Annotated in this window: 1 pseudogene; it reads left to right on the forward strand. The window is 72.3% G+C overall.

The features are described 5' to 3' along the window. Positions 1–289 (forward strand): annotated as a pseudogene (locus QWY28_RS23480) (aspartate--tRNA ligase); the annotation flags it as partial.

Raw genomic sequence — 289 nt, forward strand, 5'->3', positions numbered from 1 at the left:
GTGCGCGACGAGGCCGTGGCCCACCAGCTGCGCAACGAGTACTGCATCAAGGTGACCGGCGAGGTCGGGCTGCGCCCCGAGGGCAACGCCAACCCCAACCTGCCCACCGGCGAGATCGAGGTCGTCACCACCGACCTCGAGGTGCTCAGCGCCGCCGCGCCGCTGCCGTTCCCGATCGACGAGCACGTGGAGGTGGGGGAGGAGGTGCGCCTCAAGCACCGCTACCTCGACCTGCGCCGCTCGGGCCCCGCGCACGCGCTGCGCCTGCGCAGCAAGGTCAACAAGGCCG

The organism is Nocardioides oceani, assembly GCF_030412965.1.
Taxonomy (GTDB): domain Bacteria; phylum Actinomycetota; class Actinomycetes; order Propionibacteriales; family Nocardioidaceae; genus Nocardioides; species Nocardioides oceani.